Source organism: Pseudomonas spartinae (assembly GCF_965197125.1).
Lineage (GTDB): Bacteria > Pseudomonadota > Gammaproteobacteria > Pseudomonadales > Pseudomonadaceae > Aquipseudomonas > Aquipseudomonas composti_A.
On the sequence record NZ_CBDAMB010000003.1, the window covers coordinates 146,148 to 170,349 of the forward strand.

General features: G+C 60.6%; 20 protein-coding genes and 1 pseudogene. 12 read left to right on the forward strand and 9 right to left on the reverse strand.

The features are described from left to right. Window positions 1–128 precede the first annotated feature (128 nt). The gene (locus tag ACN8M7_RS08035) at window positions 129–1,454 is read left to right on the forward strand and encodes a type II toxin-antitoxin system HipA family toxin (protein WP_490260406.1); all 1,326 of its coding nucleotides are present in this window, start codon (window positions 129–131) and stop codon (window positions 1,452–1,454) included. Beyond that, window positions 1,455–1,724 (forward strand): helix-turn-helix domain-containing protein, encoded by a 270-nt coding sequence (locus ACN8M7_RS08040; protein WP_061239340.1) that lies wholly within the window; start codon window positions 1,455–1,457, stop codon window positions 1,722–1,724. It begins immediately after the preceding gene. A 139-nt stretch (window positions 1,725–1,863) separates the two neighbouring features. On the opposite strand, the gene tpx is transcribed toward ACN8M7_RS08040, so the two are convergent. The 6 genes from tpx to ACN8M7_RS08070 form a co-directional block, all read right to left on the reverse strand. Then, entirely contained in the window at window positions 1,864–2,367 is a 504-nt protein-coding gene (tpx, locus tag ACN8M7_RS08045; RefSeq protein ID WP_490260407.1) for a thiol peroxidase, read from the reverse strand. Window positions 2,368–2,435: 68 nt separating this feature from the next. Next, on the reverse strand, window positions 2,436–3,782 hold the full coding sequence (locus ACN8M7_RS08050) for an MmgE/PrpD family protein (protein WP_490260408.1): 1,347 nt from the start codon (window positions 3,780–3,782) through the stop codon (window positions 2,436–2,438). A 16-nt stretch (window positions 3,783–3,798) separates the two neighbouring features. Beyond that, entirely contained in the window at window positions 3,799–4,992 is a 1,194-nt protein-coding gene (locus tag ACN8M7_RS08055; RefSeq protein WP_490260409.1) for a CaiB/BaiF CoA transferase family protein, read from the reverse strand. A 164-nt stretch (window positions 4,993–5,156) separates the two neighbouring features. Further along, on the reverse strand, window positions 5,157–6,092 hold the full coding sequence (locus tag ACN8M7_RS08060; protein ID WP_490260410.1) for a tripartite tricarboxylate transporter substrate binding protein: 936 nt from the start codon (window positions 6,090–6,092) through the stop codon (window positions 5,157–5,159). A gap of 396 nt (window positions 6,093–6,488) precedes the next feature. Then, window positions 6,489–7,376, reverse strand: coding sequence for a LysR substrate-binding domain-containing protein (locus tag ACN8M7_RS08065; RefSeq protein WP_490260411.1), 888 nt, complete (start codon window positions 7,374–7,376; stop codon window positions 6,489–6,491). A gap of 72 nt (window positions 7,377–7,448) precedes the next feature. Then, window positions 7,449–8,699, reverse strand: a complete 1,251-nt coding sequence (locus ACN8M7_RS08070; RefSeq protein WP_490260412.1) for an OprD family porin — start codon at window positions 8,697–8,699, stop codon at window positions 7,449–7,451. A gap of 556 nt (window positions 8,700–9,255) precedes the next feature. Here ACN8M7_RS08070 and ACN8M7_RS08075 point away from each other — a divergent pair. Further along, the gene (locus ACN8M7_RS08075; protein ID WP_490260413.1) at window positions 9,256–10,089 is read left to right on the forward strand and encodes an IclR family transcriptional regulator; all 834 of its coding nucleotides are present in this window, start codon (window positions 9,256–9,258) and stop codon (window positions 10,087–10,089) included. Window positions 10,090–10,102: 13 nt separating this feature from the next. On the opposite strand, the gene ACN8M7_RS08080 is transcribed toward ACN8M7_RS08075, so the two are convergent. The 3 genes from ACN8M7_RS08080 to ACN8M7_RS08090 all read right to left on the reverse strand — a co-directional run bounded on the left by ACN8M7_RS08080 (window position 10,103) and on the right by ACN8M7_RS08090 (window position 13,507). Continuing rightward, entirely contained in the window at window positions 10,103–11,164 is a 1,062-nt protein-coding gene (locus ACN8M7_RS08080) for an AbrB family transcriptional regulator (protein WP_490260414.1), read from the reverse strand. Between the two features lie 312 nt (window positions 11,165–11,476). Continuing rightward, window positions 11,477–12,967, reverse strand: coding sequence for a tripartite tricarboxylate transporter permease (locus tag ACN8M7_RS08085; RefSeq protein WP_061239334.1), 1,491 nt, complete (start codon window positions 12,965–12,967; stop codon window positions 11,477–11,479). 9 nt (window positions 12,968–12,976) lie between these two features. Continuing rightward, window positions 12,977–13,507, reverse strand: coding sequence for a tripartite tricarboxylate transporter TctB family protein (locus ACN8M7_RS08090; protein ID WP_490260415.1), 531 nt, complete (start codon window positions 13,505–13,507; stop codon window positions 12,977–12,979). Window positions 13,508–14,071: 564 nt separating this feature from the next. On the opposite strand from ACN8M7_RS08090, the gene ACN8M7_RS08095 reads away from it, so the two are divergent. From ACN8M7_RS08095 to ACN8M7_RS08135, 9 genes and pseudogenes are all read left to right on the forward strand, one after another. Beyond that, window positions 14,072–14,869, forward strand: a complete 798-nt coding sequence (locus ACN8M7_RS08095; protein WP_490260416.1) for an enoyl-CoA hydratase/isomerase family protein — start codon at window positions 14,072–14,074, stop codon at window positions 14,867–14,869. Further along, window positions 14,866–16,989, forward strand: coding sequence for an acetate--CoA ligase family protein (locus ACN8M7_RS08100; protein ID WP_490260417.1), 2,124 nt, complete (start codon window positions 14,866–14,868; stop codon window positions 16,987–16,989). Before ACN8M7_RS08095 ends, ACN8M7_RS08100 begins: the two co-directional genes overlap by 4 nt. Then, window positions 16,982–19,063: a 3-hydroxyacyl-CoA dehydrogenase NAD-binding domain-containing protein gene (locus ACN8M7_RS08105; RefSeq protein ID WP_490260418.1), complete on the forward strand. Its 2,082-nt coding sequence runs from the start codon at window positions 16,982–16,984 to the stop codon at window positions 19,061–19,063. Before ACN8M7_RS08100 ends, ACN8M7_RS08105 begins: the two co-directional genes overlap by 8 nt. Before the next feature lie 5 nt (window positions 19,064–19,068). Then, entirely contained in the window at window positions 19,069–20,274 is a 1,206-nt protein-coding gene (pcaF, locus tag ACN8M7_RS08110; protein WP_490260419.1) for a 3-oxoadipyl-CoA thiolase, read from the forward strand. 80 nt (window positions 20,275–20,354) lie between these two features. Continuing rightward, complete coding sequence (locus ACN8M7_RS08115; RefSeq protein WP_490260420.1) at window positions 20,355–20,753, forward strand: acyl-CoA thioesterase; 399 nt, start codon at window positions 20,355–20,357, stop codon at window positions 20,751–20,753. A 217-nt stretch (window positions 20,754–20,970) separates the two neighbouring features. After that, on the forward strand, window positions 20,971–21,429 hold the full coding sequence (locus ACN8M7_RS08120) for an MFS transporter (protein ID WP_061239327.1): 459 nt from the start codon (window positions 20,971–20,973) through the stop codon (window positions 21,427–21,429). 21 nt (window positions 21,430–21,450) lie between these two features. Next, window positions 21,451–21,804 (forward strand): annotated as a pseudogene (locus ACN8M7_RS08125) (epoxyqueuosine reductase QueH); the annotation flags it as partial. Between the two features lie 230 nt (window positions 21,805–22,034). Continuing rightward, a complete protein-coding gene (locus ACN8M7_RS08130; protein ID WP_490260421.1) occupies window positions 22,035–23,018 on the forward strand; it encodes a DUF1852 domain-containing protein in 984 nt (327 codons plus the stop codon). 26 nt (window positions 23,019–23,044) lie between these two features. Beyond that, window positions 23,045–24,073 carry a methionine synthase gene (locus ACN8M7_RS08135; RefSeq protein WP_061239324.1) on the forward strand — a complete coding sequence of 343 codons (1,029 nt, stop codon included), beginning with the start codon at window positions 23,045–23,047 and terminating at the stop codon, window positions 24,071–24,073. Window positions 24,074–24,202 lie beyond the last annotated feature (129 nt).

A 24,202-nucleotide genomic window follows, 5' to 3' on the forward strand; every position in this document is an offset into this window, starting at 1 on the left:
GCTAGCCGACCCAAAAAAATAGGCAATAAAGTGCCTTTACAATCCAGCGCCAGGGCTGTTTAAGGCATTTTATTGCCTTTATTCATAAAGACCACTAGTCTTTACGGCATTAAAGTGCCGGAGTCCATATGCACTCTCTCACCCTGCAACTGTACAGCGGTCATGCGTGGCACGACGCCATGCACCTCAGCTTTGAGCAGTCCGAAGCTGGTCTTGCTGGGCCGTGTTCTTTTGGCTACGAGCAGACATATCTGCTTGAGACGCTGGGCCACATCGGCAGCCGCCTTGAGCATGCCGTTAGCGCCACGCTGCCGCTGGACTGGGAATCCCATCGAACCCGCGAAGCGCCTGCCTTCCTTTACGACATACTGCCCGCCGGGGCCGCAAGGCGCTTCCTGCTGCAGCGCCTGGGTGAGCAAAAGCCCGAGCATCTTGGGCTTGATCTATTTCTGCTGGGGCGTTGCGCGCCAGCTCCGGTGGGAAACCTGCGTATCAAGGAGGCCGCATTAGCCCTTCAAGGAAATCCGCTGCTAGGTTTCTCTCGCGAAGATGTGATCAATCGCGATGCGCGTTTTCTGGAATACGCCTACGAGCAGGGTGCGGCTATCGGGGGCGCCACAGGTGCTGGTGGCGAAGCGCCCAAATTGTTGCTGACTGAAGATCGAGAAGGTGCACTGCACCCGGATGCGGCTTTGCCGGATGAGTCTGCAACCCGCCACTGGTTTGTAAAGTTCGCGCGCAACCAGGCCAGGCAGACCGACCAGGACATCCTGCGTAGCGAGTTCTGCTACTACAGAGTCGTGCAGCAGCTTGGCCTGGATACCGTACCCGCAGAAGGCCTGGCTCTGGAGGAAGGCCGCAAGCCTAGTCTGTGGATGCATCGTTTTGATCGCCATCTTGGCCCCGCAGGGGTCGAGCGCAGCGCCATGGAGTCTGTGTACTCGCTCGCTGGAGTAACCGTGCCGGGCAGCTATCTACTGCATACCGACGCACTGAATCACCTGGTAAGGCTATGGCAACAAACGGGGCAAGGCGCACAAGTTGGCGACATGCTCTTTGAGTATCTACGGCGAGACTTGCTCAACCAGATCCTTGGCAACTCGGACAACCATGGCCGCAACACTTCGATCTTGCGTGATAGCAAGGGTCTGAAACTCGCCCCGATCTACGACCTTGCCCCCATGGTGATGGACGATGAAGGCATCACTCGCACCACAAAATGGCCTCAATCCATAGAGGTTGCCGGCGAGGTCAACTGGCGCCAGGCCTGTGCCGCACTGGCGCAATGGACCCACACCGATGTTCTTTATGAAAGACTCAGAGACGCAGCAAATAACTTCCTGGCGCTGCCCGATCTACTGAGCGATCAGGGGCTACCAAGCTCCACGATGAATCATCCGCGTATCGCACTGCGCAACCTCCAGCAACGACTCAGCCGATGGGAGCTTGTCTGAATGGATATCATCGAGCGCAACCGTATTCTGACTGAAATACAAACCCAACTGGCGTCGGGCGAGCTGAGCATCGGCCAGGCTGTGCGCAAGCTGCGGAAGGACGTCACCGGACTGCAGCAGGCCCGTTTCGCACAGATGTGCAAACTCTCCCTACGCGCCCTGCGCCAACTGGAACATGACGAATCGAATCCGACCGTGCAAACCCTGAATAGCGTGTTCAATCCGTTTGGGATGCAAGTTGGCATTGTGCCGAAGAACCGAACGTCATAAAGGCCGCCAGTCCTCCACTTAGAACGCTACCGCCCTCCACATTGAGCGCCAATCTAAATTACTGACCGACTGAAGAAAAATCTTGCTTTAGGATATTCGTAGGCAGTTGAAGAGCTTACGCAAACTGGATAAAGCCAAATCACCCATCTAGAGCGTTAATTGCCATCGAGTAATTTGGCTCATTACCAACCTCTACAACCAACTCGCAATGTAGAACCCTATTTTGCTCATCGAGAACGACGACGGCACGAGTAGCAAGACCGACTCTCGGTCCGTCAGCAATGGCAACACCATAGTTTTCAAGGAAGCCACGATCACGCAAGGTAGATAGATTGACCACCTGATCCAACCCTTCACTCACGCAGAAACGCTTATGGGCAAACGGCAGGTCAGCGGAAATACACAGCACCACAGTATTTTCCAGCTTACTGGCTTCAGAGTTGAATTTCCGTACCGAGGTCGCGCAAGTCGGCGTATCAATACTTGGAAAGATATTGAGCACTTTGCGCTTGCCAGAAAATGACGCCAACGTGTAGTCAGACAGATCCGATCCAACCAAGCAGAAATCCGGTGCCAGCTGCCCAACCTGCGGCAGACTGCCACTGATGCGAACCATTTTTCCTTTATGCACGACATAAGTCATACGTTTGACTCTTCAAATTCTATTGGCCAATCATTTGTTCTGAAACTTCTCAACATAGCTTCGCGCCATCAGGCATTCACACTGGCCATGCCTGGAAGTTCGAACTCGTAAAGTATTGCCTGACGTAGCGCGCTCAATTTCGATGGAGCGAGAACAGATCCTGCCAACTCATCATACTTGGCCACAAGCTCTGCATCCGACAACGGATCTTCTGGATCACCTTTGCGAGTTTGCTGAAAATGGTTGATCTCACGTCCATCCTTCAGCCGCACCAACAGCTTGGCCATGCGTTTTTTGGGATAGGCTGCGGCCAGCTCCGCATCTTCGCTGACCGTCACCCTCTGCATCAGGGCCAAGATGGCTGGATTTGCAAGGGCCTCTGGGGCGAATGCAGCCAAACGCACACCACCGAGCACGGACTGCGCAGCCATGCAGTACTGCAGGCTGAAGCGCGCCTCCTGGGCTGATTTGGCAGTGGCACGATTGCACATCTGGTAGGTGGCGCCATAACCGGCTACATGAATCGAGTCGATATCGCCGGCAGCAAAACCCTCCTTCTCCTGTAACAGCCTCAGACCATCGAGCGCGGGAAAGATATGCCCGCAACAGCCATGGTTCTTCACCGTCATGTGCATGATGGGCGTCCACTCCCCCAGACCCTCGAGCGCTGCGGCCCAGTCACCGCTGGAAGCGCTGGTGGCAGCCGCGAAACCCTTTTCGCCATGCAGGCTGTCGAGGGACGCCGTCACGCCATGGGCTGCGGCCATGCCCGCGAGGATGCCGGCATCGGCCGCATGGCCGGGGTGCAGCGCCTTGGCCATGCCCTCCCCCTGCAGGTTCTGCTGATGCCCACCGGCAAAGCTGCTCGCCAGGGCGATGGCATGGGCGATGCGCTCTGCATCGGCCCCCAGGAGCATGGCGGTAGCCACCGCCGCACCCAGGGTGCCGACCGTGGAGGTGGTATGCCAATGACGGTAATGGCTGGGTTGAATCGCCAGGGAAACCCGGCAGCCCACCTCATAGCCGGCGATGATCGCGCGGTGCAGCTGCTCCAGCGATGCGCCCCTGTCCTGGGCGACAGCCAGGGCGGAGGAAACGGTGGGGCTGCCAGGATGATAGCCGCCGTCCTTGAAGATATCGTCGAATTCCACCGTATGGCTGGCGCAGGCATTGAGCAACGCCGCATGCCGCGCCGAGGCGGGCTGGCCGTCCACGTAGCAGATGGCCTTGCCCGTGCCACGGCAGGCAGCCAGGGCCTCGGCCAGCAAGGTGGCTGGTGGCAATGCGCAGCCCGGCAGGGTCGTGGCGAACCAGTCGAGGATGACCCGCCGGGTAGCCCAGCTCAGGCTGTCGTCCAGATCGCGGTGGTGCCAGCCGGCCGCAGCCTCGGCCAGCACCAGGATGGGATTGCTCATCGTCGGTTCCTGAAGATCAATTGACGACACCGGCTGCGCGCAGCGCTTCGATCTGCTGCTCTCCGTAGCCAAGCTCGGCGAGGATCTCGGTGCTCTGAGCGCCGACGGGTTGCGGTGCCAGGGTGATCCGTGGCGGGCTGTCCGACAGATTGAACGCAGCTACCGGAACAGTCAGCCCATCGACGACGCTGCCCGAGGCTGCGTGTTTCTGCAGCACCTGCCTGCCAGCCACCTGTTCATCGGCAATGGCTTCCTCCAGACGGCGAATGCGCGCAGCAGGAATGCGCCTGCTTTGCAGGAACTGCTCCCAGTAGTCCGCCGACATGGTGCCGATGATTTTCGTCAGCACCTCGGCCTCTTGCGCATGCGCATCGAGGCGCTGGTTGTTGTCGGTCTTGATCATGTCCTCACGGCCAAGCGCCGTCCACAAGCGGCGTTGTTGCACCAGGTTCGAGGCGCCGATCATCAGCGGTACATCGCTGGCCTGATAGCAGCCAATGGTAGCGAAGGGAAAGGTATTGCCCTTCTGCTCCGGATGCTTGCCGTTCCAGAGCAACCCCGTGAGGTGCGAGCTGGTCAGAATCAGCGCGACATCGAGCATGGAGACATCGATGAACTGGCCCTTGCCGCCATTGCGTTCACGCTGGAAAAGCGCGGTGGCAATGGCATAGGCCGCCGAAGTGCCCGTCGCATAATCCACCACCGGCGCGCCTGATTTCAGGGGCCTGCCATCGCCATGGCCGGTCATCGCCATCATCCCGGAAAAGGCCTGGATCACGTTGTCGTAGGCCGTCTGCTCACGGCGCGGTCCGTTCGCGCCAAAGGCCGAGATGGAGCAGTAGATCAGCCTGGGATTGAGCTTCGACATTTCGTCGTAACCCAGCCCCAGCTCATCGAACGCGCCAGGGCGGTAGTTCTCCACGAACACATCGGCCGTGGCGATGAGGCGCTTCATCGCCTCGCGACCCTCGGCGCTCTTGAGATCCAGCGCCAGGGTCCTCTTGTTCGAGGCCTGGGCCATGAACGCAGTGCCCATGCCCATATCGTTCAAGGCACGATCGGAGCCCTGCATGCGGGCCTGGTCGGGATCATCGGGCGACTCGACCTTGATCACCTCGGCGCCCAGCACCGCCATCTGATAGCTGGCGAATGGGCCAGCCAGTACATGTGTCGTGTCGACGACACGAATTCCCTCGAATGCTTTGGACATGAATGCCTTACCCTGTAACCACGGACGTCTGCCGGCCAAGCCCTGAGATGGCGGTGCCCGGCCAGCCGTCAACGAAGGGGAAACTGCCCCACTCGCAGTCGCTGGCCTGGCATGACCTGGCATTCGCCAGATCCTTGACCTGCCATCTCGCTGGCCCAGCTATTTCACTGGATGTAGCCGGCCTCCTTGAGCTGGACTTCCGCCACTTCCGTTACACGCTTGACGAATTTCGTGTACTCATCCGGCCCCATCCAAGAATCCACGACGCCGGCGTTGCGCGCGTAGTTCTGATATTCCTCGGAGCGCATCGCCTTGTGGATGGCATCGGCAATTTTCTGCTGGATGTCCTTGGGCATGTTCGCCGGACCGAATATTCCACGAACCTGCAGCCAGCTGGTGTCGACCTCATAGCCCTGCTCGGCGAAGGTGGGCACATCGGGCAGACCGGTGAGCCGCTTATCCCCCAGTACGCCAAGCCCATGAATACGATCGGCATCGAAGAAGGAGCTGACCGCGCCGAGATTGGAAACCCCGACATCGACGTGGCCACCCAACAGCGCCGCGGTGATATCTGGCGTGGAGTTGAAGGCCACCCAGTTGAACTTGACGCCGGCCGCCTTCTCCAGCATCGAGATACCGATGCTCTGCATCGAGCCTGCCGGACCAAAGCCACCAATATTGACCTGGCCATGGTTCGCTTTAGCCTTGGCCACTAGGTCATCGATATTCTTGATGTCGGAATCGGACTTCACGAACAGCAGGATCGCATCTTCCTGGGTCGAAGCGATCCAGGAGAAATCATCGATGGAGTAGGTACCCTTGAGGTTGGTCAGCATGCTGGTGAAGTGCGACAGGGTATTCACACCCAGCGTCAAGCCATCCGGGCGGGCCGAACGAATCCGCGTCATCTGCGCAGCGCCACCGCCACCCGGTGCGTTGATCACGATCACCTTCTGGCCGATCTCCGGCTCCAGGGTCTTGGCCAGCGTCCGGATGAAAACATCCGCCGTACCGCCAGCCGCCGTGTGCATGACCATGTTGACGGGACCGGTGGGACGCCACTCGCCTTCAGCGAGCGCGGCATCGACCGCACCGAGCATTGTCACGGCTGCCAGTACGCTTGCACCCAGGCAGTGACGGGCCTTCTTTCCAGCTTTGCTTAGCATCTTCTGACGATCTCCGACGATGTTATTTTTGTAATTCGCTATGGGGCTAACCCCTGAATCAAGGCTCCCAAAAAACCATCCGCGTCGGTACTGATGATTTGTCAGCCAAAGCAGGCCTTAACGTTGGGCAAGGCGCCAAGGAGCGGGCAGCAGGATGCCTGCCGCAACATGGGCGCAGCAGCGAAGGCGTTCGATACAGGAGTGCCGGATAGAGGCGCTTGGCTGGCGCCCTTCGGGAATGCGAAACAAGCAATCAGCCGCTCAGCAGGCAGGCCTGCCGAGCGCCCTTGCCAGAACGGCAGTCCTCCGCCTCTGGCACGGTAGACATGGTCAATCCGTCTGCGCCAGCAGCTCACGCATCCAGGCAAGGAATTTCAGCAAGGGTTCCGATGGTTTCATGCTCCGCGGCCAGGTCAGGTAATAGCCTTCGCCGGTCTTGCAGGTCTGCTCGAACGGCGCGATGAAACTGCCATTCTTGATCTGGCGTTCGATGAAGGCCTTGACGGCGATAGCCACGCCCATGTTCATCGAAGCAGCCTCATAGGCCAGCGCCGAGTTGTCGAAGCGAATACCGCTATCGGCATCGATCCGGGTATCGGTCGCTGAAAGCCAACTGGCCCAATCGTTCGGGCGTGCCATGGAGTGCAGCAAACGCCCGCGGGAAAGATCTTGCGGTGTTTCCAGCTTCACAGATGCCATCAGGGTCGGTGAACAGATGGGGATCAGCTCGATATCGACGAGTTTCTCCGCATGCAAGTCGGGCCAGTCGCCGCGCCCCGAACGTATCGAGGCATCGATGTTCTGCGTCTCGAAGTCCACGGGTGCCAACGAAGAGGACAACCTGATTTCAATCGATTCATGGGCATCGTGAAAATTGGCCAACCGGGGAATCAGCCAACGCTGCGAGAACGTGGTGTAGGACTGTATCGACAGAATATCCCGCCGCCCCCTGCGCGAGACCTTTCGCGCCGCGCTGCTGATGTCCTGGAAAGCGCGCGAGATCCCCTCGTACAGCTCCTTGCCTTCACGCGTCAGCTCGATGCCTCTATGCAAGCGTCGAAACAGGGCCACCCCGAAATACTCTTCGAGCACCCGTACCTGGCGACTGACGGCAACCTGCGAGACGTTCATCTCTTCTGCGGCACTGGTCAGGCTACACAGCCGGGCCGCAGCCTCGAAGGCTCTCAAGGGGTTCAAGGGAGGCAGGGGATATTTCATTGGGCCACCGTGATCAAACGAAAAAGCACCAGCGGCAGCCAGGCAATGGCCGCGCGACTGGTGCATCTGAGCTCAGAGCAGACTGAGCGGATAACTGATGATAACGCGAGCGTCGTTGGCGTCACGCGCGAAGTCGGATCTGTAGGTGGCGCTACGCAGGCGCACGCCCAAACCTTTGAAGCTGCCGCTCTGGAACACGTACTGCAGCTCGACATCCAGTTCGCGCTCACCACCACCATCAGCCCCTCGCACATCTGCGCCACTGCCGCGCAGGTAACGAGTCATGAAGGTCAGGCCCGGAATGCCCACCTTGGCCAGATCGTAGTCGTAGCGCAGTTGCCAGGAGCGCTCGTCCTTCTCGGCGAAATCGCCAACCTGGACGAAGTTGACCAGATAAGGGTTGGCGCCCGCGACATAGGGGAAGGCCGAGTCCCCCGACATCACCTGATAACCAACCCCCAGCGAATGGCCGTTCAGCTTGTAGGTGCCCATGGCGCTGATCGCGCGGTTATCGATGTCGCCACCATGAGCATCGCCTTCATCGTCGCTCAGGAACAGGCGGATATCCGTGTTGAACGCGCCCCACTCGCCCTTGCGTCGATCGCTGAGCCCCACGAACTGCTGGCGATAGATATTCTCGAAGCGAGCATATTGGTAACTGAAGTCGGTGTTTTCCAGCACCTTGTAGCTGAGCCCGAGCAGCTCGAAGTCACCGCCGTCCAGAGAGCCGCTGAAGCGACGGTTCTTGTTGTTCAGCGCCAGGCCTTCATCGCTCGTCTGGTCACGTTGCACGACGCGCTGAATTTGCGCGCCGGTGAGTTCCAGGCCTTTCAGCTCGCGCACCTGTAGCTGCATGCCCTCGAAGGTCTGCGGCAGCAAGCGGCCATCGTTGGCCTGCAATGTCGGCCACTTGGGCAGCAGCGTGCCCAGCTTGAACTCGCTATTGGATGCGCGCAGCTTTAGCGTGCCGCCAGCTTTCGAGTAGTCGTCCGACACGTCCTTGTCGTCTTCCACCGGCAGCAGCCCCGTGCCGGCCCGACCGCGACCGGAATCGAGCTTGATACCCAGCATGCCGATGGCGTCGAAGCCGACACCGATGGCGCCGGGGGTATAGCCGGATTGGTAGCGCAGGATGAAGCCTTGCGCCCATTCTTCGCGCTGTGACTGCCCGCTGCCCTCCCTGAAGTCGCGGTTCATGTAGAAATTGCGCAGATCCAGCGAGGCTTTGCTGTCCTCAAAAAAACCTTCCGCGAAGGCCGAAGGCAGCATGAGGACAAGCCCCGTCCCTGCCACGCACAGGGGCATGAGTTTCATCGTGTTCATCGTAAGTACCTGACGAAGGGCCGAACGCCGCAACCAGGGCGGAGCCGGTCGAGGGTGGGCGAAGCCGAACTCGGGCATCACCAGGCAAGCCGAAACCCGACGCATCGACACTGCGCAAGCGGGATATACAACGAGAGGTGACCCAAGCGGGTTCGATTCAAATAGGCAATGGCGCTATTTGCTGTCATTCATCCAGAGTGGGATTGAATGACGCGTATTCGACCTGAACGTGCATGCACGGCATTGCAACCCTGGAACATCAAGTCATGCGCCAATGAAGCAGCAAGAGAGGGAATTTTCATAGAGACCTACTTGTTGTTATGAGTCTTGAATGAAACGCCCATCGATTATGCAATCGCGCTCCTGATGTTCAACCGAGCCATTCCACTGCGTGGAACATCAAGATCACGGCGCCCGTGCTTGCAGGCGTGTTGCGCTAGCCGAAAGGGAAGCAGACAATCCGACGCCGGGTGATGCGCGCTCGCTGACGCTGACGAGCTCATCTTCGACTTCATGCGCGGTAATGCTGTTAATGAGTACTCGGAGAGCCAAGGCGATGATCAGCCCTCAACTTCAGGCATTGGAAGAGACCATCGACGTGACGACACCTGCGGACCTTCCCGGCCAGGGCAAGTCGACACCGAATCGCTCCCTGGAGCGTGGCCTGGACTTGCTGCGAGCCTTTCGCCCAGGCTGCGAATACCTGAGCAACGGGGAGCTGAGCGAAAGGACGGGCCTGTCCAAGTCGACCGTTAGCCGTCTGACGCAAACGCTGGTTCGCAGCGGCTTCCTCGATTACGACCCGATCAGTGGTGCCTATCGACTCGCCGCCTCCCTCCTCAGCCTGGCCCACACCCTGCACCAGGGCAGTTCTCTGGTGCGAGTAGCGGAACCCCTGATGCGCCAGGTCGCCCGGCAACTCCAGGTAAACGTTGGCCTGGCCGCCGCGGATGGCGATGAGATGGTCTATCTGGAGTCGATCAGACTGAGCACGCGCAAATCGCCGCGCACCGTCGGCACGGGGCAGCGCCTGCCCATGGAGCTGACGGCGCTGGGCCGCGCCTACCTGTCGGTGCAGAACGAGGTGCACCGCCAAGCGCTGCTGGAGCGTTTTCAGGCACGCCGCTGCGCCTCACGCTGGGCAGAGCTGAGCCAGGAGATCGAAGCGGCCATGCGCAGCGTCGAACGCCATGGCTACTGCGCCGCTTCCTGGCAACCGCAAGTGGTGTCGATAGCCGCTCCACTCGAGCTTCCCAGCTATCGTGGCCACGCGCTGAACATCAGCCTGTCGACCCGCGAGAGCATCGAGGCGGTGACAGCGCGCTATGCACAGCCGCTGCTCGAACTGACCGAGACCATCAGGCGCGAGCTGAAGCCAAAAGATTCATAACCGCCCCTGACGCTCAGGACGCGCCCCTCGACTCGAAGCGCCGCGCCGCTGCAATGAACCAATGCACACCCGGCATGAATATGCAGATCCGCACGATCTGAAAGGACACGATAATGGCCACGCTGTAGCCGAGAAATTGCGCGGTCAGTGCCATTTCAGTGACCCCGCCGGGCGCCGCGCTGAGCACCATGACCTCCCAGGGCAGCTCGGTCAGCCCCGCGAAGGCCACGGCCATCATGCTGCTCATGAACAGGAACAGGAGCATGGAGAGGATGATGGTGAGCGTGAGCTTCATCTCCAGGAACAGCTCCCTGGTGAACACCGAACCCAGCCAGGTACCCAGCACCACCTGGGCGAGGGCCAGCACCAGCGCAGGATAAGGCGCAACGTGCAAGCCACTGCTGGAGGCGGCGGCGGAAATCAGCAAGGCCCCGAAGAAATAGGGATTCGGCAGCCTCAGCCATTTGAACAGCATGGCACCGGCCAGGGCAGAGACGGCAAGGAGCGCAACGCCAGCGGCATCGAATGCGCCGACCGCGCCAAGGGTGCGGCCGGCATTTCCCGGCCAACCGTCGGCTACGTACAACGCAATAGGGATGATCACCACGACGCTGGCGATGCGGATGGTCTGGGACAGCACTACCACGCCCTTGTCGAGGCCGAACCGTTCAGCGATCACGGCCGCCTCTACCGGGCTGGTGGGGATGGTGCAGAGCAATGCGGTGGAATAGTCGAGACGACTGAAGCGCTTGAGCAGCACTGAAACGAACAGCGCGCACAAACCAGTCAGCACGGCCAGCCCCACGATCTCAGGCCCCATTTCGACAATGACGGCCAAGGCATCAGCGGTGAATGCCAGCCCCACGGTGGAGGCAATGATCATTTGTCCATAGGGCCGGGTCTTGGCCGAAATGGGCGTTTTCATCACGCCTGTAACGTACAGGAAAGCCGTCAGCAACAGCGGGCCGATCATATAGGGCAACGGCATACCGATTGCCACAAACACCCGCCCCATGGCGAAGCACAGCCCGTACAGAAGCAGCAACCGAGCCACGCGAGAAAGATCCATAGTCATCACGACATCCTTAACCATCAACCGGTATCACCAGCAATCGTCCGGAGCCGCCAGGAGCACAGCGCCTCCACCCGCGAAAGCAGATGCCGGACGCGAAACGGCCCGCAACGACAAACCATGACTGACTTGAGGTTTCGGGCCATGAAGTCCCGTGGTCTGCTCTTTCAAAAACATCGAGCACAGGCGCCTTTTCATTCAGCACCTGGCTCCTTGCCGAAGCGTGCGGAGGCTTGTCAGCCCCCCCCGCTCCGGCCAGTTTTTACAGAGCCACCGCCTTGTGCGAAGAAACGTCCAGCTTCATGGAGGCCATCATCAGGCGAGCCGACGGGTGAGCCTGCCGCGCATGAACTTCAACGCCGGCATGGCGAAGGAAAGCACCGCAACCCCAAGCAGCACCAAGGTCAGCGGGCTGCTGTAGAACACCGAGTAGTCGCCATTGGAAATGACCAGCGCCCGGCGGAAGTTGGTCTCGAGCATCTCCCCGAGCACCAGCGCCAGAATGATGGGTGCGAGCGGAATATCCAGCTTGCGCAGGACATAACCCAGCACACCGAAGGCCAGGGTGACGTAAACGGGGAACATCGAGTTCTCGGAGGCGTAAGCCCCCATCAGGCAGATGGCCGATACCGTGGCAGCGACCGCCGGACGCGGGATGTCCGCCACCTTCGCCCAGTACTTGGCCCCAGCCAGACCAATGATGATCATCACCGGCACGCTGACCCACAGCGCCGCGATGACGGTGTAGGGAATCTCCGGGTTGGTGGTGAACAACAACGGTCCCGGCTGAATGCCATGGATCATCAGCGCGCCGATCATGATGGCGGTGGTCGGAGAGCCGGGAATCCCCAGGGCGAAGAGCGGCGCCAGCGCGCCGGATACCGCCGCGTTGTTGGCCGACTCCGAAGCCGCGATACCCTCGACACTGCCCTTACCGAATTGCTCGGGGGTTTTCGAGGCTTTCTTCGACACGGCATAGGACACGAAGGAGGCAATGGAAGCTCCAGCCCCAGGCACCACGCCAATTACATAACCGATCACGGAACTACGCAGCAGGTTGAACTTCAACTTGCCGAAGGTCTTCAGCGGCACCGCCAGAATCCCATTCATGGGATGGCTCTTGACCTTGGCGGAAGGCCCGGCCTCGATCATGAACAGCACTTCCGACAGCGCGAACAGCCCCAGCAACACCGGCACCAGCGGGAAGCCCTCGAAGAACTCGGGGTTCGGACTGAAACGAGGAACGCCGGTCTGCGTGTCGAGCCCGACCGTGGCCAGGGCGAGGCCGATGCACATGGCGATGGCACCTTTTACAGGCGAGCCATTGGACAGGGTCGAGACCAGGCTCAAGCCCACCAGAGCCAGGCCAAAGTAGGCGGTAGGTCCAAAGTTGAGCGCAAACTCCGAGAGAGGTACCGCTGTCAGCAGCAACAGCAAAGCACTGACGAAGATGCCCACCCCAGAGGAAATGATCGATATGTTCAAGGCCACGCCGGCCTTGCCTTGCTGGGTCAGCGGAAAGCCATCCCAGGACGTCGCCACGGCGGCTGCAGTACCGGGGGAGTTGATCAGGATGGCGGAAATGGCCCCACCATATTCAGCAGCCGCATACAGGGAGATCAGCGTCACGATCGACACCAGAGGATCGAGGCTGTAGGTGAAAGGAATCAACAAGGCCACACCGAGACTCGGGCCCAAGCCCGGCAGCGCGCCGATCATGTAGCCCAACAGTGCCCCGACAATCAGGCCGACCAGCACCAACGGGTCGGCGAAGGCCGAAAACCCGATCAAGATATTTTCGAACATGGTGACACCTCAAGAAAAGCTGACGCCGAGAGCCAGGACGAAGATGGCGTAAAGGCCCGCGCTCAGACCCAACGAAACAGCCGTGATCTGGAGCGGTCGACGTTCACCGGCAACCAGCATGAGCAGAGCGGAAAGTGCAGCCACCCCGATAACGGGGCCCAGCTTGTCCAGATAAGTGCCGATCCCCAGCAATATCAGGATTGCCAGCACGACCGACCAGGGGCGGCAGATCGTGGTCACGTCCTGAGGCGAGTGCCGCAAGCACCTGACCACACCGAGACAGAGCATCAGCACCACGGATACCAGTGCAGCGACGGCGATGATCGTCGGGAACTCGCCGACACCTATTGCATTGGGATTCAACGAAGCGGGTAGCTGCAGAGCAGCCCAGCCATACCACCCAAACACGCCCAGCAGGATGAGCCCGGCAAGAACATCCAACACAGCTGCAGGAACTCTGATCAGCGGCTGCGCATTGCGTGCACCCGCCATCGGCTTCTTCGCTTTCCCTGAAGTTGCCGACACACTTGATGTGTTCATCTCTACTTCCTCTCACCGCGACCGTTGTCACGGATTTCCCGCGTCCGGTGACGCAGTTGTTTTTATTGTATTGGGCCGTCTACTTGCTAAGGCATCCGAGCATGCACTTGCCCTGCATCCTTCGGGCGTAGGATTTATAACCGGCAGTATTCAACCCATCTGTTACCGCGCCCTCACTATGACCGAACGCCAGGCCGCCCTGAACTGAGAATTTATTTGGCCTAGAGCAGCAGGTTGTTTGTCATGCACCACCGCCGAGCCAGCCGAAACAGGCGAGAGCCCAACAAATACGGGCCATTCAAGCAGGAGCCTGGCCACCCCGCGACTCACCCCACGCTCGACGCCTAACCCACTGCCTGAGCAGTCGAAGGGCATCCCAACGTTTTGTTAGACCAGTCGACATCTTTAGTCATTTGAACAGCAGGCATGTTGATCGAAGAATGCCAAATAGGATGACGACCGAACTAAAGGTTCAACTAACGCCTGCAGTCTCCCGGCCGCAATCAGCCTGCCTAGTGCCAGGCATAACTCGAATCGGTTTATTTAATTACAAGAGATCCAATAATGAGCCAGAACACTCTGATCAACTTTCAACAGGAAAACGGCATTGCCGTCCTGACCCTCAACCGGCCAGAAAAACGCAATGCGATGAGCGACGCCATGCGCGCTGAACTGGTTCAGTTGCTGGAAAAGTTACGTAACGATCGCAGCGTTCGTGCGCTCATCGTCACTGGCACCGGCAAGGGCTTCTGCGCGGGCGGTGACATCTCCGGCATGAAGGCGCGCATGGAGGCCGATCCGGCCGTCGTTGGCTTCAACGGCTGGGAGCGCCAGCAAGGCGTGCACTATGCCGCCAGCCTGCTGCTCAACCTGCCCATTCCGACCATCGCCGCCGTCAATGGCGCTGCTGCAGGCCTGGGCGCCGATCTGGCGCTGTCCTGCGACTTCGTCGTCGCCGCGCGCCCGGCCACCTTTACCTGGGCCTACATCGCCCGTGGCCTGATCCCCGATGGTGGCGGCCTGTACTTCCTGCCACGGCGGGTCGGCCTGGCGCGGGCCAAGGCGCTGATCTTCAGTGGCCGCCGTGTTCCGGCCGAAGAAGCGCTGGCGTTGGGCATCGCCGACCGCCTCTGCGAGGCCGACGATCTGCTGAGCAGCGCGATGGCCATGGCCGACGAGATGAGCCGCGGCTCGCGCACTGCCACTGCCCTGACCAAGTCCATCATCAACCGCAGCTACGAGATGTCCGAACACCAGGTGTTCGCCGAAGGCAGCAAGGCCCAGGGTATCTGCTACACCTCGCAGGAACACCGCGCCTCGGTGCAGGCCTTCCTCGACAGCGCCAAGGAGGCCGGCAAATGAACCAGCTCGATGCCCTGCTCAATCCGAAAAGCGTCGCCGTCATCGGCGCCTCGGCGGACGTCAACAAGACCTCGGGACGCCCGGTTTCCTATCTGCTCAAGCACGGCTTCGAGGGGGCCATCTACCCGGTCAACCCGAAAGCCAGCGAGATCCAGGGGCTGCCCTGCTACGCCAGCATCGAGGAGCTGCAGGCGCCTGACGTCGGCCTGGTGCTGCTCAGCGCCAAGCGCAGCATCGATGCCGTGCGCTCGCTGGCCAAGATCGGCTGCAAGGCCGCTGTAGTGCTGGCCAGCGGTTTTGCCGAAGCTGGTGAAGGCGGCCTGAACCTGCAGGAGGAGCTGAAAGCCGCCGCTGGTTCGATGCGCATTCTCGGCCCCAACACCATCGGCCTGGTCAACCTGTCCGCACGCATCCCGCTGTCCGCCAGCGGTGCCCTGGAGATCAGCGACCTGCCCGCCGGGCATGTGGCAGTGGTCTCGCAGAGCGGCGGTATTCTCGGCGCCCTGCTCTCCCGTGCCGCCGGTCGTGGCATCGGCCTCTCCTCGCTGATCTCCACCAGCAACGAGGTGGATCTGGAAGTCAGCGACTTCATCGACTACCTGGTAGATGACGACAACACCAAGGTCATCGCGCTCTATCTGGAAAGCGTGCGCAACCCGCAGCGCTTCCGTGAAGTGGCGTTGCGCGCCCGCGCGGCGGGCAAACCGCTGGTGGTATTCAAGATTGGCCGCTCCGAAGCCGGTGCCAGCGCCGCCAGCTCCCATACCGGCGCGCTGGCCGGCGAAGACCGCGTCTACGACGCCTTCTTCCGCGATCTGGGGGTGATCCGTGCCAACACCTTCGACGAATTCCTCGACATCCCCGCCGTACTGGTCGCCGGGCGCCGTCTGGCTGGCCGCCGTGTAGCCATCCTGACCTCCACCGGCGGCGCTGGCACGCTGATCGCCGACAGCCTGGGCATGAACCATTTCGACACCCCGGCCCCGGATGCCGCCACCGCTGAGAAACTGCGCGCCCTGCAGGGCGACACCCCCACCGCGCTCGACCGCAACCCGATCGACGTGACCCTGGCCGGCCTGCAACCCGACCTGCTGCGCCAGGCGATCCGAACCCTGCTGGCCAGCGACAGCTACGACGCGCTGGTGGTGATCATCGGCTCCTCCGGCCTGGCCATGCCGGATCTGGTCGTCAACGCCATCCAGGACTGCCTGGATACCAACGACAAACCCGTGCTGGCCTACGTCAGCCCCTATGCACCCGATACCCTCAAGCGCCTGAACAGCGCCGGCATTCCGGGTTTCAGCTCGCCGGAAAGCTGCAGTGCCGTGCTCGCTGCGCTGGACTTCACCGCGCAGCCCCTGCCCAACGTTGAGGCCGCGCCGCGCATCCAGTTGCCCGCGATGGTGGCGCAGGCTGAAGGCTCGCTCGATGAGGCCGCCGCCAAGGCGCTGTTCAGCCAGATAGGGCTGCGTGTGCCGCAGAGCCGCGTGGTCGCCAGCCGTGAAGAAGCCGTGCAGGCCGCTCGCGAACTGGAACATCCGGTGGTGCTCAAGGTGCTGGACGCCAAGCTGCTGCACAAGAGCGATATCGGCGGTGTGGCCCTACAGCAGACAGCCGACAGCATCGGCGCGCGCTTCGACAAGATGGTCACGGACGTGGCCGGCCACGTCGGTTACCGCCCGGATCGCTTCCTCGTCGAAGCCATGGTCGCCGGCGGTCACGAACTGATCCTCGGCGCCAACCGCGACGCCCTGGGCACCACCATTCTCCTGGGTGCCGGCGGCGTCACCGCCGAGCTGTACAAGGACACCGCACTGCGCATGCTGCCCGAACAGGGTGGCCTGACCCTGGAGCAGGCCCACTCGATGATGCAGCAGTTGATCACCTGGCCATTGCTCGACGGCTATCGCGGTTCCAAACGCCGCGATAGCGAGGCGCTGGCCCAGGCTATCGTCAATTTCTCCGCTCTGGTCGCCGCCTTTGGCGAGCGCCTGGTGACGGCCGAGATCAACCCGCTGTTCGTCCTGCCCGAAGGCCAGGGCGTGGTCGCGGCCGACGCCGTACTGGTGCTGGAGCAGGCCGACGAAGAGCCAGTCAGCGGAGAACGCCGTTATGGCTGAAGCCCTGAGCAACGGCCAGGTTCACCTGGCCTACGAGGGCGAGATCGCCGTGATCACCCTCGACAACCCACCAGTCAACAGCAGTACCGACGCGGTCAGAAGAGGCATTCTCCACGCCCTGGCGAGCCTGGATATGGCGCGGGCCCGTGCGGTGCTGCTGACCGGCGCCGGGCGCAACCTGATGGCCGGCGCCGACCTGCGCGAGCTGGAGAACGAGCCCACCGAGCCCACCCTGCCCCAGGTGACGGCGGCCCTGGAAGCCTGCCCCGTGCCGGTGATCGCACTGGTCAAGGGGCACACCCTGGGCGGCGGCCTGGAGCTGGCCCTGGCCTGCGATGCTCGCCTGGCCACGGCCAACGCCAACCTGGGCCTGCCGGAAGTCACGGTGGGCATCATCCCCGGTGCCGGCGGCACCCAGCGCTTGCCTCGCGCAGTCGGTCTGGGCACGGCGCTGGAGATGATCGTCAGCGGCAAACCGATCAAGGCCGCCAAGGCCCTGGAACTGGGCCTGGTGGATCATCTGCTGAGCGCCAGCGACGAAGCAGAGCAATATGCCGAAGCACTGGCCTTTGCTCGCCAATACCAGGGCGGCAAACGACCACTGAGTGCGCGCCCCGTGGCTGCCGAGGACAAGGCCGCCCTGCATGCCCGAGCCCAGAAGCTGATCACTGGCGCGCGCGGTCTGCCGGCTGCAGCGGTTGCCGCCGAGGTGGTTCTAGCTGCAGACGAAATGAGCTTTGCCCAGGCCATCGGCAAAGAGCGCGCGGCCTTTCTCGCCCTGCGCGGCAGCCAAGCGGCCCAGGCCCTGCGCTACCTGTTCTTCGCCGAACGCGCCGAACCCTATGTCCCGGCGCAACCGACAGAAGCACGGGTGCTGGAACGGGTCGCGGTCATCGGTGCCGGCACCATGGGCAGCGGTATCGCCTTGTGCGCACTGCAGGCCGGCTGCACGGTGGATCTGCTCGAACTGAATGCGCAAGCACTCGCCGCAGGCGTCAAGCGCATCGAAGACGAGCTGGCGCGCGACGTCGAGCGCCAGCGTCTGAGCGCCGACAAGCGCGATGCCATCCTCGCCCGCCTCACGGCCAGCCAGGACATCCAGACCGTCGCCAAGGCCGACCTGGTGATCGAAGCGATCATTGAAGACATGGCGGCCAAGCAGGCGCTGTTCCAGCAACTCGCCGCACAGGTGAGCAGCCACGCCCTGCTGGCGACCAACACCTCCTACCTCGACATCGACGCAATCGCCGAAGGCATTCCTCACCCCGAGCGCGTACTCGGTCTGCATTTCTTCAGCCCGGCGCAGCGTATGGCCCTGCTGGAAGTGGTGCGCGGCAGTGCGACCGGCGAGCAAGCGCTGTGCGCGACGCTGAAATTCGCCGAGCGCCTGAAGAAAAAGGCCATCGTCGTCGGCAACGCCTGGGGCTTCGTCGGCAACCGCCTGTACGCCGCCTATCGCCGCCAGTGCGAGTTCATGCTCGAAGAAGGCGCCAGCCCCGAGCAGATCGACACGGCCCTGGAGCAATACGGCTTCGCCATGGGCCCGTTCAAGGTAGCCGACATGTCGGGCCTGGATATCGCCTGGCGGATGCGCCAGCAGACCGCCGCCACACGGCACCTGCGTCGCTACGTCGGTATCCCGGATCTGCTCTGCGAAGCCGGTCGCCTCGGCCGCAAGACGGCCAAGGGTTACTACCGCTATGGCGAGGACAACAAGCCACAGACGGACAGCGCAGTCGCCGAGATCATCACCGGCTATCGCCGTGACAAAGGCATCGAAGCCAGAGCCTTCAGTGATGAAGAAATCCAGCAGCGCGCCGTGCTGGCTCTGATCAACGAAGCCCTGCTGCTGCTCGCGCAAGGCGTTTGCCAGCGCCCGGAGGATGTCGATATCGCTCTCGTCCACGGCTACGGCTTCCCACGCTGGCGCGGCGGGCCGGTGCTCATTGCCCGCAGCATGGGTTCGAGCGAACTGAATGCCGCCCTGGACGGCTTCGTCGAAGCCTCCGGCAAAGGCCAGGAGCGTGGCGATGCCGCCCTGCTGGAAGCTGGCACCCGAGCAGAGAAGGAGTGAGGAAAATGTCAGAAGCTTATATCTGCGATGCGATTCGCACGCCGTTCGGCCGTTTCAATGGTGCCCTGGCCTCGGTTCGCACCGATGACCTAGCCGCCCTGCCCATCGCCGAGCTGATGGCGCGCAACCCCGACCTGGACTGGAGCCTGATCGATGACGTGATCTATGGCTGCGCCAACCAGGCCGGCGAAGACAACCGCAACGTCGCGCGCATGGCCGCGCTGCTCGCTGGCCTGCCAATCTCGGTGCCCGGCGCGACACATAACCGCCTGTGCGGCTCCGGCCTCGACGCGGTGGGCAGCGCCGCCCGCGCCCTGCGCTGCGGCGAAGCACAGTTGATGATCGCCGGCGGCGTCGAAAGCATGAGCCGCTCCCCTTATGTGGTGGCCAAGGCCGAGCAGGCCTTCGCCCGCGGCCAGCAACTGGAAGACACCACCATCGGCTGGCGCCTGGTCAACCCGAAGATGAAGGCGCTGTACGGCGTCGACGCCCTGACCCTGACCGCCGAGAACGTGGCCGAGGAAGAAGGCGTGTCGCGTGCCGATCAGGACGCCTTTGCCCTGCGCAGCCAGCAACGCTGGCAAAGCGCCCAGGAAGCGGGTTTCTTCGAGCGGGAAATCATGCCGGTGACCATCACCCAACCGCGCAAGCCGGAGCGCATCATCCGCCAGGACGAGCACCCGCGCCCGGACAGTACGCTCGACGCACTCAGCGGCCTGAAGGGTGTGGTCAAGGCCGATGGCACGGTGACCGCCGGCAACTCCTCGGGCATCAACGATGGCGCCTGCGCGCTGCTGATGGCCAGTGGAGAAGCCGTCGACAAACACGGCTTGAAGCCACGCGCCCGTGTCGTGGCCATGGCCACCGCCGGTGTCGCCCCGCGACTGATGGGCATGGGCCCGGTACCGGCGGTGGAAAAGGTCATGCGCCTGAGCGGCCTGAATATCGGGCAGATGGACGTGATCGAGTTCAACGAGGCCTTCGCCGCGCAGGCCATCGCCGTGTGCCGACGCCTGGGGCTGCAGGACGACGACCCGCGGGTCAACCCCAACGGCGGCGCCATCGCCATCGGCCATCCACTGGGCGCTTCCGGAGCGCGGCTGGTCACCACCGCGCTGAACCAGTTGGAGCGCCAGCAGGGCCGCTACGCGCTGTGCAGCATGTGCGTCGGGGTTGGCCAGGGCGTGGCCCTGATCATCGAGCGTGTCTGAAAAACGCTGACTAAGCCCTCCTCAGTCCGGCTGACAGCCTGCCTGCAGCCAGACTGAGGCGGCCAACCCAGGAGAGGATCATGAGCCCTTTCTTCGAGGCCTCGATCAAGCCGCGCTTCAGCGAGACCGACATGCGCGGCCATATCAACAACACCGTGATTCCCGTCTGGCTGGCCGACGGCCGCGCGGCGCTGTTTCGCGAAGAACTCGGCTCCCGGGTGCCGACCATGGTGGTCAACCTGAATGTCGATTTCAGCCGGGAGCTGCACTGGGGTGCGCCCGTCACGGTACGTACGGCCGTCGAACGCATCGGCAATAGCTCCATCCGCTTCGTCCAGGAGCTGTGGCAGAACGACCAGCGCTGTGTGCAGGCACACACCACCGTCGTCACCCTGGATAGCGAGACGCGCAAACCGATGCGCGTTCCCGACCACGAAAGAACCTTGCTGACCCCGTACCAGGTGAGCGCCGAGCGATAGGCCTGCTGGCAGGCTCGCCAGGCGCTTGCCCTGACTCGCTATTCGAGGGTGCGCAACGAGGGAAAGTCAGCGAGCAGTTCAATCAGGGTTTCCCGCAGCCATCGGTTGGCCGAATCGTGGTGGAAGCGGGTGTGCCAATGCAGATGGATGTCGTAGCCGGTGATATCCCAGGGCAGAGGCAGCAGACGAACCCGGGCGATCTCGGCGAAGCGGCGCCATGGCAGGCCTGCTATTGATGCGCTTCGTCGACCGCAAGGGGCCCTATGCGGTGATGGTCTACCCATTGCTGTCGTTGCCCTTCCTGCTGGTATTGGGGGTCGCTGGATTGCAGGGCAACGCGTTTATCGCACTCAGTCTGATCGGGGCGATCTTCGTCAAAGGCAGCCACTACGGGATCACCAGTATCGCCGGGATCTTCTACCCCAGCGCGATTCGCGCCAATGGCGCTGGCTGGGCCGCCTCGGTGGGCAAGGTCGGTTCGATTCTCGGCCCCTTGCTGGGTGCCTATGTACTCAACAGCGGTCTGCCGGTGGTCAGAAGCTTCGCCATTCTGGCCCTGTGCCCGGCAGTGTTGGCGCTGTGTGCCTTCTGCGTGGCGCGCATCTACCCACATGGCGAGACCAGCATCGAGCCAGCCGACAACGGCAAGAGAGTCACCCCGGCCACCACGCGGTAGGGAGATGATGGCCCTTGTTCCGGCGAAGTGATGGAAGCGATCACGGTGTCCGGCATCGACTACATCATCTTTTTCTACAACCCCAACATCAACTCGCAGAAGGAATACCTGCTGCGCAAGGACGAGAACGTCCGTTTTACTGAGCAGCACGGTGTGCCGTTCAACCAGTCGCACGGCGCGATTTCCCAAGCAAAGCAAACAATAGAACCGGTTGGCGACGAGGCGCCCGCAATCATTCAGAACGTCAGAAAAACTCGCTCTAGCGTCACCCGGCGCTATGGGCGGGTTGTGGCGTATGCGCATACCGACATCTATCAGCGAGAAAGCCACTCGTTTATTCGCCTTGACGTTCTTAGGCAGGGCAAGCAGCCATAACCTCGCACAGTGAGAGCAAATCACGTTTTCGCCGTAATGGCATGAGCGCTTTAGCGACGCTTTTGATCATGAGGGCAGCTAATGATCGGGTGAAATAAGATCAGTTCTGTTCAAGCAGCGCGCTACCTAAAATGCAGTCCTCCCTGCTTCCAGCAGCACAGAAAAACCAATCTGAACCCTGAAGCGTCAAAACGAACTCAGGGCTGTATTGAATATTAGGTCGGTTCGAGATGAGTCAAGAATTTACATTTACCGTAAAAAGTATTCGCTTTGATGAGAACTACCAGCCATCAGACAGTACCCGCCTCACTACAAATTTTGCCAACCTGGCCCGCGGGCAGTACCGTCAAGATAACCTGCGCAACGCGCTAAGGATGATTGACAATCGTTTCAATGCCCTGGCGCAATGGGATAACTCTCAGGGTGATCGTTATTCCGTTGAGCTCGACATTATCTCCGTCGAAATGAATGTCAGCTCCGAGGGTAATGACAATACCTTTCCTGCGATTGAGGTATTGAAAACCAGCATTTTCGATAAAAAAACCAACAAGCGTATAGAGGGCGTTGTCGGCAACAACTTCTCCTCTTACGTTCGGGATTATGACTTTAGCGTGCTGTTGCTGGAGCACAACAAAAGCCAACCAACATTCGGCATTCCAGACGGCTTCGGTGACTTGCACGGAAAGCTTTTCAAGCATTTTGTTAATTCTGAAGCTTACAAGCAGAACTTCAGCAAGCCGCCTGTTATCTGCCTCAGCGTGTCGGACAATAAAGTCTATCGTCGCACTGAGAATCAGCACCCTGTACTTGGGTTTGAATATCAACCCAATGAGTCATCCTTGACGGAAAGCTACTTCAAGAAGATGGGCTTGCAGGTTCGTTACTTCATGCCTTCCGGCAGCGCTGCGCCATTAGCATTTTATTTCTTTGGTGATTTGCTCAATGACTACACCGCCCTTGAGTTGATCAGCACCATCAGCACTATGGAAACGTTCCAAAAAATTTACCGCCCAGAAATCTATAACGCCAATGCTCCAGCCGGACAACGCTATCAGCCGAACTTGAAGAACCTAGATCACTCGTTGACTCGCGTGGTTTACGACCGCGAAGAGCGTAGCCGACTGGCCATTGAGCAGGGCCGATTTACAGAAGAGCATTTCATCAAGCCTTACCAAGCCGTTCTTGAACAATGGTCCGCTAGCTGCGGCCTCTGATTTACCAGAATACAAGGTTGTCCATAATGAATAAATTATTGCCTACGTCGACTGCCGGCAGCTTGCCCAAACCCTCCTGGCTTGCGCAGCCAGAAACGCTTTGGTCTCCCTGGAAACTGCAAGATGAAGAACTGACTGAAGGTAAGCAGGACGCGCTGCGTTTGTCGCTGCAAGAGCAACAACAAGCAGGTATCGATATCGTCAGTGATGGTGAACAGTCTCGCCAACATTTCGTCACTACTTTTATTGAGCACCTCGACGGCGTCGATTTCGAGAAGCGTGAGACCGTTAGAATCCGCGACCGCTATGACGCGAGCGTGCCATCGGTTGTAGGAGCAGTCAGTCGCTCAAAACCTGTGTTTGTTGAAGATGCCAAGTTTTTGCGTCAGCAAACCAAGCAGCCCATCAAATGGGCTCTGCCTGGCCCCATGACCATGATCGACACGCTTTACGACGGGCATTACAAAAGCCGTGAAAAGCTGGCGTGGGAATTCGCCAAGATTCTCAATCAGGAGGCCAGGGAACTGGAAGCGGCAGGCGTTGACATCATCCAGTTCGACGAACCTGCATTCAATGTGTTCTTCGACGAGGTCAATGACTGGGGTATTGCTACGTTAGAACGAGCTATCGAAGGACTGAAGTGCGAGACGGCCGTGCATATTTGCTATGGCTACGGCATCAAGGCCAATACTGACTGGAAGAAGACGCTCGGCTCAGAGTGGCGCCAGTATGAAGAAATCTTCCCCAAACTGCAGAAGTCGAACATCGACATCATCTCGCTGGAGTGCCAGAACTCACGCGTGCCGATGGAGTTGCTCGAACTCATTCGCGGAAAGAAAGTGATGGTCGGTGCCATTGACGTGGCAACCAACACCATCGAGACACCTGAAGAAGTGGCCAACACTCTACGCAAAGCGCTTCAGTTCGTAGACGCCGACAAACTTTGTCCTTGCACCAACTGCGGCATGGCACCACTGCCTCGTCGAGTTGCCAGAGGCAAGCTGAATGCATTGAGTGCCGGCGCAGAGATCGTCCGCCGAGAGCTCTCCGCCTAACAGCTGAGCCAACACCGGAACACTGGATGAAATATGGCCTGTCGCAACTGATCGACAGGCCATACTTTCAAAGTAGCAACACTTGATAATAGCAAGTTACTTCAGGTTCTCCCCAGCACGTTCGAGTAG